This window comes from Campylobacter concisus (assembly GCF_002912425.1).
Classification (GTDB): Bacteria; Campylobacterota; Campylobacteria; order Campylobacterales; family Campylobacteraceae; genus Campylobacter_A; species Campylobacter_A concisus_AH.
This window is the reverse complement of record NZ_POYR01000194.1, coordinates 47,683-57,176: the sequence shown is the minus strand read 5'-3', so window position 1 is coordinate 57,176 and position 9,494 is coordinate 47,683. Positions and strand designations below refer to the sequence as shown.

The following is a 9,494-nucleotide window of genomic DNA, read 5'->3' as shown; positions in this document are numbered from 1 at the left end:
GTTTAGACATTAGATCAAATTTCTCTTTTATAAAAAGCTTAAAATCACGATATATAGGCATTTCTAGATAAATTTGCCTCAAATTTTGGTGTAAAAAAAGCTTAAATTCACTTTATTTTTACAAACTATATTGTGAGATTATAGTTTTTTAATTTTTTGAGAGTATAATCGTTTAAATTTTATTTATAGAAAGGAAATTAATGTCAGTAAAGCAAGAAAGACGAAGCTTTATCGGCCTTGCGTTTGGTGCCGTGGCAGCTGTTGGTGGCGCGATGTCACTAGTTGCCATGAAAAAGACCTGGGATCCGCTCCCTAGCGTAAAAGCTGCTGGTTTTACAACTGTCGATCTAAGCCCGATCAAAGATGGCGAGATGAGACAGGTTGAGTGGCGTAAAAAGCCTATTTTCATCCTCAAAAAAAGCCCAGATATGGCTAAAAACGACAAGAGAGATGTTGTTGTTGGAGATGCGAGATATGTCGTAGTTATCGGACTTTGCACGCACCTAGGATGTATCCCTGAGTATAAAGCGAGCAAGCAAATGTTTGTCTGTGCCTGTCATGGCGGCGAATTTAACGTTGATGGCGTGCAGACATACGGACCTCCACCAAGACCGCTTGATATCCCACCATTTAAGATCGATGGAACCAAGCTAGTTCTAGGCGAAACAAGCCCAGAATACGAAAAATTAGTAGCTAAAGCTTAGGAGGTTAGCGATGTCTTTATCTCATAAATCAACTGGCGTTATTGACTGGCTTGACCAACGCCTAGCTTTTACAAAGCTTATGAAGGTTCTAGTTAGCGAATACTGGATCCCAAAAAATATAAATTTCCTTTGGGCGATGGGCGTTATCCTAACGACACTTTTCTTACTTTTGATCATCACTGGCTATTTGCTTATGATGTATTACAAACCAGACATACATTTAGCCTTTGATAGCGTAAATTACACTATCATGCAAGAGGTTGAGTATGGCTGGCTTTGGCGTCATATCCATGCTATTTCAGCTTCGACGATCTTTCTTATCATGTATATCCACTTGCTTACTGGACTTTACTACGGCTCATACAAAAGAGGCAGAGAGGTCATCTGGATAAGCGGTATGGTGCTATTTATCTGCTTTTCGGCAGAGGCATTTAGTGGCTATATGCTCCCATGGGGTCAGATGAGCTACTGGGCGGCGACTGTTATCACTCAGCTTTTTGGTGGTGTGCCAGTTATCGGTGATGCTTTGGTTGAGTGGATCAGGGGTGATTATGCAGTTGGTGACTCAACACTTACTAGATTTTTCATGCTTCACGTCTGCTTGCTACCACTTGTGACTATCGTTGTTTTGGTTATACACTTCTACTCATTAAGAATTCCTCACGTAAATAACCTAACAAGCGAAGATATCGACTTTGAAGTAGAGGCGCAAGAGTATCTACACGGTGACAGAGCAAAAGCTAAAGTTATACCATTTTGGCCAGGATTTTTGGCAAAAGACTTCATGTATGTATCATTTTTTATGATCTTTGTCATATATCTTGTTTGCTATCACTTCAACTTTGCGATGGATCCTATCAACTTTGAGCCAGCAAATCCACTAAAAACTCCACCACACATCTATCCAGAGTGGTACTTCTTGTGGCAATATGAAATTTTACGTGGCTTCTTCTTTGATATAGCTGGAATTTCAGCTTATAACATCGGTCTTATCGCATTTGCATTCGCAGGTGTTGCGTTTATGCTTATACCTCTTTTTGATAGAAGCGACCTTGTAGCTCCAGCTCACAAAAGACCACTATTTTTCGTATGGTTTTGGGTGCTAGTTGCTGACCTTATCGTCTTATCTATATATGGCAAGCTCCCAACAGGCGGCATCAACGACTGGATAGGATTTTACGCATCACTGCTATTTTTAGTGCTATTTATAATCGCACTTCCAGTTATTACAATACTTGAAAGAAAAAGGGGCTAATCATGAAAGAGCTTAAAATTTTTGCCATCGTTGTTATCCTTTCAGGTATTTTATACTGGGGTATCGAGCCTTACGCTCATACAAAGCTTCATCCGCACACTGCAAATGCTGAGTATAACTTCTCAAAAGAAGATACTGACTACGCAAAGCACTTTTTAGAGCAGAAAAAAGAGGCGCTTGAGGCTGCAAAAGCTAGCGGCAATAAGGCTAGCATAGAAGCGGCTACAAAAGACGTTGAGACAGCACAAAAAATTCTTGACGACTACATAGCATTTTGGGCTGATATAAATTCGATCGACCTTGCAAAAGGCGACGCTGCAAAAGGCGCTGAGACATTTGGCGCAGCTGGATGTACAGGATGTCACGGCATCGAAGCAGCTGGTATGCCAGCTAGTATGGACGCTGAGACAGCTAGCCAAAGCTTTGGCGTAGTGCCACCAGATCTTAGCACAGCTGGTAAAATTTATGACGAGAGATTTTTGGCTGCACTCATCAAAAATCCAACTATGGCTGTAAAACTATCTCATAAATTTAACGACGAGCATCCTTATCCGATGACTGCATTTATGGGTGCTGGCGGCGATATAAACGCTGAGATCGCTGACATAGTTGCTTATCTTAAAAAAGTATCAGCTGATGCAGACGCAAAGAGCAAGATCACTGACGAGAAAGTCTTTGCTGATGCATGTCAAAGATGCCACGATATGAAGTATGATAAAAAGTATGCTTTCAGCAACAAAGTAAGCCTTGCAGCTTATATGGGCTCAAATCCACCTGATCTATCTATGATGATCCGCTCAAAGGGTGCTGACTACTTGCATAAATTTATAAACGATACTCAAAAGATGCTCCCAGGCACTGCGATGCCTAGAGTTGGCTTAAACAAAGCTGCTGAAGACGACATAGTATCTTACATAGAAAAAGTAGGCGACAGCAAAAAGGCTGAGCGCGAGAGCACAGGACTTTATGTCATGATCTACTTCTTCATCTTAGGAATTTTTGCTTGGCTTTGGAAGCGCAAAGTCTGGAGTGAACTCCACTAAAATTTAAGAGCCTTTTTGGCTCTTAAATTCTTTCTAGTAAATTTACATATATAAATAGGTATTTTTTAAATTTATTCTGTTTTGCAAATTTTAAAACTTCATTCACCCCTAAGAATTGACTACTAAAATTTGGCTTCGCTTTCAGCTTAGCTCAAATTTTAGAGCCGAAATTACTCGTTCATAAAATTTTAAAATTTGCTTGACACCTATCTAATTTAACAAAGCAATTCTGCAAATTTTAAAACTTTACTCACTCTCCTTAGCAACTTACTAAATTTAGGGCTCATAACTATTCGCCACTAAATTTAGAAGCGTGATATGCCAGCTCTAGTTTTAAAATTTGCTGGAATTTTTGCGCATCAATGGCCGTTATACGCGCAGTGTGTAAGAAAAGAGGTTTTTGACAAAATACAGCAAATGTGAGGATATTAACATTTACTAAGCGAGTAAATTTACATTTTTTGGCAAATTTATTCAACAAAAACCACATAAATTTACGCAAAACAGCCAAATTTAGCTCGCCGTAAAGCCACACTAAACAGCTAAATTTCTTTAGCGATTTTGCTCATTTTGTTTATCAGCTCCTCACGCTCGCTTGATTTTAAGTTGCCGTATTGAAGCTTTGTCATCATCTGCATGAAGTCAAACTGCTTAAACATCTGCGCATCGCTCTTTAGCTCTTTTTCAAGCTTCTCGTAGATCTTTTCTGTCTCTTTGTTGGCTTTTTCTAAATTTTGCAAAAAGCTCCCAGTCGCGCTCGCATCAAGGTCGTTTTTTGCTGCCTTGTCGATGGCGTTTTTTAAATTTGATAAATTTTCAGAAATTTTCATCTGCACTTCCTTTTGGATTTTAAAATTTAGAGCAAATTTTATTCCTAAATTTCATCCCACCATTTTTTTCTAGGTGGATTTTGCACGGTGAAAACCTCTCCGATCATCGGCGTTGCATAGTTTAGCTCAAGTTTTGTAGCCGCCTTTTCAAAACGCTTGATCGGCTCATCCCAAGCGTGATAAGAAAGATCAAATTTACCCCAATGCACCGGCACGCCAAGCCTTGCACCAAGATCTTTTAGCGCTTGCGCTGACTCTTCTGGCTTCATATGCACGTAAGGCCAGCCATCGCTGTAAGCGCCATTTTCTATAAAAACTAGATCAAAACCGCCAAATTTCTCATTTATCATCTTAAAATGCTTGCCATATCCGCCATCACCGCTAAAGTAAAAGCTAAAGCCAGCCTCCTCTACCGCCCAGCCGCCCCAAAGCGTGGTGTTTCTTTTAAATGTGCGCCCGCTAAAGTGCCTTGAGGGGCAAAAAGTAAAGTTTAAATTTCCTATCTTTTGCTCATTAAACCAGTCAAACTCGTAAATTTTGCCTTCATCCACGCCCCATTTTACGAGGTGAGCTTTGACTCCAAGTGGCACTAGAAATTTGGCTATCCTATCCTTTAGCTCAAGTATCGTTTTATGATCAAGATGGTCGTAGTGGTCGTGCGAGATGAGGGCGATGTCGATCACCTCTGGGTAGTCGCTAGCGGTGATGTCGTGCTCGTAGGCAAAGGGCTTGCCGCCAAGTGGGAGAGGGAATGCGCGGTGTAAAACTGGGTCTGTGATGATGGTTTTGCCATCAAGCTTGCAGATGAGACTAACGTGCCCAAGCCAGATAAAGTCGCCATTTTTGAGGGCATTTGCATCAAATTTTAAATTTGGCAAAGGGCGCTTTGGCAACTTGCCTTTTGGTGGAAAAAGCGCTTGAGGGACGTAATTTAACATGGACGCTTGCGGATTTTTCTTTACCATATCAATTGTCGGCTCTAAATTTACAAAAACTTTGCCGTTAAAATTTGGCGATGCTTCTATCAGCTTTTGACTCTTAACATCTGGTCTGCCGCCAAAAACAGGGGCAAATTTCATAAAAGCAAAAACTGAAGCAATAAACAAAACTATGACTATAAAAATTTCCATCAATAACCTTTTTAAATTTAAAGGTTGGATTATATTTTAGATTTTTAAATTTCAGTTTCATTTAATTAACCCAAGCTTAAAAAACTAATTTTTAAATTTAAACTTAATTAAGATAATTTTACTCTTTTTACTAATTATCTGTTATGAAATATTAATCTTTTTTGATTAATCACACGATAATAACGCCGTTTAATAGCATATCTTAAACTAATATAAAATAAAAATTTAATTTCAAAAATACAAAATTTGTCAGATAGCTGACGGAATTTAATCGCCAGAAGTTATAGAATTGTTTCAAAAATTTCAGGAAGGAGCGTTTGAGATGTTAAATAAAAATTTAACTATCTCTATTCATGTGATTAACAATCACTCTATTAGTGAGCAGGGCGGTCTTGCCTTGTTTTTTAGGAGGAATTTATGAAAAAACATAAATTTGTGATTGCCGATTCTAAACGCTGCATAGGATGTGCGACCTGTATGGCTGCATGTTTTAAAAGTGCTTATGAACGCGGCAAACTATCACGTGCAAGGCTAAGCGTCTTAAGAGAAGCTAGCGGTGTTATGCCGACTCAGTGCAGACAATGCGACGATGGCCCTTGCGCAAATGTATGCCCAACTGGAGCGTTGCGATTTAATGATAATTGCATCGAGCTTCACGAGGAAATTTGTATAGGTTGCAAGATGTGCACGATCGCTTGCCCTTATGGTGCGATAAGCTCAAGTGCAGAGCTTATGCCTTCAGTAAATTACGCTGTCGAGCCAAAATACTATCTTGAAGTAGAGTCACAATCAGGCGCAAAAAACATCGCAGTAAAATGTGATATGTGCTTTGGCCGTGAAAATGGACCAGCTTGCGTTGATGTATGCCCAACAAGCGCTCTTATAATGGTTGATCCAGAAGAGGGCAAACATAAGCTTGGCAAGAGGATAGACTACGAAGCAGCGAATAAATTTGCTACTAAAATTTTAAACGGACAAGGAGCATAAGATGACTACGGTTTATATGCTATTTCTTGTAAGTGCCGTCGTTAGTATCTTGCTCTACTGCGCTCCAAAAGCCGCTGTTAAAGTTGGTTTTGGACTAAGTGCTATAAGCTGCTTTTATGCGATGTGTCACTTCGTTGCAAATATGGGAGTAAGTGATAGCTTTGCTCTTATGGATGGCTTTTTGTATTCGCCAAAATTTGCGCTAAATCCACTTGGAAATTTCTTCAGTTTTGTCGTTGTTTTCATCGGATTTGCAAGTAGCGTTTATGGTATGAGCTATGCAGAAGAGTACATAAAAAAAGCAAATGTTGGTGTGTTTGCATGTTTGTTTAACACATTCATCCTTTCAATGCTTCTAGTAATCAGCGCTGATAATGTATTTTGCTTTGTTGTTTTATGGGAGCTTATGACTCTTGTATCATCATTTCTTATCATCGTCAATGACGGTAAAAATACACTTAAAGCGGTTATGGTATATCTTGGTATCGCACAAATCGGTGCATTTTGTATAACCTGTGGCTTGCTTATCACAGCTTACTATGCAGGAAGCTTTGAATTTAGCGCATTTATGGGTGTTAAGATGCCATTTGGCGCTTCTGCTGCTGTATTTATACTATTCTTGGTCGGCTTTGGTAGTAAAGCTGGTATGTGGCCATTCCACGTTTGGCTTCCACAAGCTCACCCAGCAGCACCATCAAACGTTTCAGCCCTTATGTCAGGCGTTATGATTAAAGTTGCTCTATTTACTCTAGTTAAATTTACACTTTACCTACCACTTAGCACATATTTTGGTCTTACAATACTCGCTCTTGGTGCAGCTAGCTCACTATTTGGTGTTTTATACGCTCTTTGCCAACACGACTTCAAAGCTTTGCTTGCTTATCACTCAGTTGAGAACATAGGTATCATCTTGCTAGGTCTTGGTACTGGTATCTACGGCGTTGCAGCTGGAAATTTAACACTTGCAGCAGTAGGTTTTCTAGCAGGTTGCTACCACGTAGTTAACCACGCTATATTTAAAGGTCTGCTTTTCCTTTGCGCTGGTTCAGTTATCCACGCTACTCATACACAAAATATGGACATCCTTGGTGGTCTTGCTAAAAAGATGCCATGGACAAGCCTTGGTATGTTTATAGGTATCATGGGTATCGCAGCTTTACCTCCAGTAAATGGCTTTGTTTCAGAGTGGTTTACATATCAAGGTATGCTTCAAGGTGCGATGGGAGAAGGAACATTAGTTAGATATGCATTTACACTTGGCGTCGTAGCTCTTGCGCTAACAGGCGTTTTAGTTGGTATGCACCTTAAACTTTACGCTGTTATCTTTGCAGGTACTCCAAGAGATCAAAAAATTTGGGAAAATGCTAAAGAGAGTCCGATAGGTATGGTTCTTGGTATGATCATTCTAATGATAGGCTGCGTTGGCTTTGGTCTTGGCGCAAACTACATAGTTGATTACATCATGCAAGCTGTAAATTCTATCGCTATAAGCGACTATAAAGCTAGCCTTGGTGCTATAAATGTAACTTCACCTATGGGTAGCATGATCTCAACTCCACTTATCGCTTTAGTCCTATGTGCAACTATGATTTTGCCATTTATCATCCTTGCTGTTATGAAAGCAAACAGAGATAAACCACGCGAAACTGATCCTTGGGCTTGTGGCTTTAAATATAGCTCACGTATGCAAATGACAGGTGGTCCATTCACTGGCGACCTTAGAAAAATTATGCAATGGCTATTTAGAGCTGATAAAAAAGTAGTTACTAGAAATTATTTTGACGCGGTTGAGTATCACAACCATCCAAAAGATATTTGGTGGGGAATGTTTTATGAGCCAGTCATTAAATGGTGTGTGAAATTTGCTGATAAGCTAGGTATCGTTCAAAGTGGTTATACAAATGTATATACACTTTATATCTTGCTATATCTTTGTGTCATACTTGCTGTGAGCTACTTTTTAGTTTAGGAGACGAAAATGCAAACTATACTTTTAATGATATTTCAAGTAGTCGTTATCGTTTTGGTAGCTCCTTTGTTTGATGGTATGGCAAGAAAACTTAGAGCTAAACTTCAATCAAAACAAGGTAGCGATTTCTTTCAAACATATCGCGACATTATAAAGCTTTTTAGAAGAGGAAGAACCGTCCCTGAGTGCTCTCACTGGGTATTTAGATGGGCTCCATTTTTCCTTTTTGCAACTTCAGCTGCAGTGCTAGCTGCTATACCTATAACATATAGCAAAGATACTGTATTTGGAGCATATTCAGATATATTTGTTATCCTCTATCTTGGTGCGCTACTTAGATTTGTATTTGGTGCAGCTTCAATGGATAGCGGCAACCCATTTGCAGCAACAGGTGGCGGCAGGGAGCAAATGCTTGGTGTTTATGTTGAGCCAGTTATGATTATGTGTTTAATCGTAGTTATGCTTGCAGCTAAAACATCAAATTTAGTTGAGATCCAAGAGATGGTAAGAACTGGCGTTATCGGATATCAAATTCCAAGTTTTGCCGTTGCTTCTATCGCATTTTTGTGGTGTATGTATGTTGAGACTGGTAGAAAGCCATTTGACTTAGCTGAAGCAGAACAAGAGCTTCAAGAGGGTGTTCTTGGTGAGTATGCTGGTAGCGACCTTGGCTTAGTTCAAGCATCACTTATATTAAAACAGTTTGCTATGATAGGACTTTTCCTAAGCATATTTGAGCCATGGAATTTTAGCAATCCTTTCTTAGCTATTATCGTTTTTGTGATAAAAACTGGAGTATTTTACGTCGCAGCTGTATTTATAGACAACTTTGGACCACGCTTTAAAATGACTTCATCTTTACGCAAAAATGCTCTTGGTGCACTTGCTATTTCGTTTGTTGCACTAACACTTTATGTAGTAGGAGCGTGAGATGCAAACACTAGATATATTAGCCATTTGCATGATCGTAACTTCGCTTGCGGTTTTTGGCCTTAGAAGCTTGAAACTCTCAATCATCGCTTATGCGATAGAGACGCTACTTTTAGTTAGTATATTTTTCTTACTATCTGAGAAATTTAACGCTGAGCAGCTAAAAACTTGGGCGATCGTTGCGTTTTTTACCAAAGTTCTTTTCGTGCCAGGAATTTTGTTCTGGCTTATCAAAAAACTTGGCGTAGTTAGCGAAGATGAGCCAGTTGGTGGATTTTTTGTAAGTCCTGTTATTGCTATGGGATTTTCTCTAGCTCTTTCAATGAGTATCCACCCTATATTTTTAAAATTCTCTCTTATCAAAGAAGAGATCATGTTGATCGCTGCTGGAACAGTATTTATGATGGGAATTTTTGGTTTCATGCTAAGAAACTCATTTATAAAACAAATTCTAGCTTACTGCTTGTTTGAAAACGGTATCCACCTAAGCCTTGCTCTAATGGCTTACAACTCACATGAGCTAGTTGAGCTTGGAATTTTAACAGATGCGATATTTGCTGTTATTATTATGAGCGTTCTAGCGATTAGATTTTATAAAGCTTATGATAGCTTAGATACTTCTAAAGCTTCAAATTTAAGGGGTTAG

10 protein-coding genes are annotated in these 9,494 nt (G+C 39.2%); 7 read left to right on the top strand and 3 right to left on the bottom strand.

The window, feature by feature from the left end; genetic code table 11:
• Nucleotides 1–200: 200 nt before the first annotated feature.
• Genes petA through CYP84_RS10565 form a run of 3 tightly spaced genes read left to right on the top strand, consistent with a single transcriptional unit; the run spans nucleotide 201 to nucleotide 3,002 of the window.
• A complete protein-coding gene (petA, locus tag CYP84_RS10575; RefSeq protein ID WP_021093284.1) occupies nucleotides 201–704 on the top strand; it encodes a ubiquinol-cytochrome c reductase iron-sulfur subunit in 504 nt (167 codons plus the stop codon).
• Between the two features lie 10 nt (nucleotides 705–714).
• Nucleotides 715–1,959, top strand: coding sequence for a cytochrome b (locus CYP84_RS10570; RefSeq protein WP_103637484.1), 1,245 nt, complete (start codon nucleotides 715–717; stop codon nucleotides 1,957–1,959).
• Nucleotides 1,960–1,961: 2 nt separating this feature from the next.
• Nucleotides 1,962–3,002, top strand: coding sequence for a c-type cytochrome (locus CYP84_RS10565; protein ID WP_103570626.1), 1,041 nt, complete (start codon nucleotides 1,962–1,964; stop codon nucleotides 3,000–3,002).
• A gap of 289 nt (nucleotides 3,003–3,291) precedes the next feature.
• On the opposite strand, the gene CYP84_RS10850 is transcribed toward CYP84_RS10565, so the two are convergent.
• Genes CYP84_RS10850 through CYP84_RS10555 form a run of 3 tightly spaced genes read right to left on the bottom strand, consistent with a single transcriptional unit; the run spans nucleotide 3,292 to nucleotide 4,962 of the window.
• Nucleotides 3,292–3,537 carry a hypothetical protein gene (locus tag CYP84_RS10850; protein ID WP_180996418.1) on the bottom strand — a complete coding sequence of 82 codons (246 nt, stop codon included), beginning with the start codon at nucleotides 3,535–3,537 and terminating at the stop codon, nucleotides 3,292–3,294.
• A 7-nt stretch (nucleotides 3,538–3,544) separates the two neighbouring features.
• A complete protein-coding gene (locus tag CYP84_RS10560; protein WP_087581727.1) occupies nucleotides 3,545–3,832 on the bottom strand; it encodes a hypothetical protein in 288 nt (95 codons plus the stop codon).
• A 44-nt stretch (nucleotides 3,833–3,876) separates the two neighbouring features.
• Complete coding sequence (locus CYP84_RS10555; RefSeq protein ID WP_103637483.1) at nucleotides 3,877–4,962, bottom strand: MBL fold metallo-hydrolase; 1,086 nt, start codon at nucleotides 4,960–4,962, stop codon at nucleotides 3,877–3,879.
• Between the two features lie 417 nt (nucleotides 4,963–5,379).
• On the opposite strand from CYP84_RS10555, the gene CYP84_RS10550 reads away from it, so the two are divergent.
• From CYP84_RS10550 to hyfE, 4 genes are read left to right on the top strand one after another with little or no spacing between them, the layout of a single operon-like run.
• Nucleotides 5,380–5,949, top strand: a complete 570-nt coding sequence (locus CYP84_RS10550) for a 4Fe-4S dicluster domain-containing protein (protein ID WP_002939266.1) — start codon at nucleotides 5,380–5,382, stop codon at nucleotides 5,947–5,949.
• Nucleotide 5,950: 1 nt separating this feature from the next.
• Nucleotides 5,951–7,918, top strand: coding sequence for a proton-conducting transporter membrane subunit (locus CYP84_RS10545; RefSeq protein ID WP_012001180.1), 1,968 nt, complete (start codon nucleotides 5,951–5,953; stop codon nucleotides 7,916–7,918).
• A gap of 9 nt (nucleotides 7,919–7,927) precedes the next feature.
• The gene (locus CYP84_RS10540; protein ID WP_002939300.1) at nucleotides 7,928–8,848 is read left to right on the top strand and encodes a respiratory chain complex I subunit 1 family protein; all 921 of its coding nucleotides are present in this window, start codon (nucleotides 7,928–7,930) and stop codon (nucleotides 8,846–8,848) included.
• A 1-nt stretch (nucleotide 8,849) separates the two neighbouring features.
• A complete protein-coding gene (gene hyfE / locus CYP84_RS10535; RefSeq protein ID WP_012001181.1) occupies nucleotides 8,850–9,494 on the top strand; it encodes a hydrogenase 4 membrane subunit in 645 nt (214 codons plus the stop codon).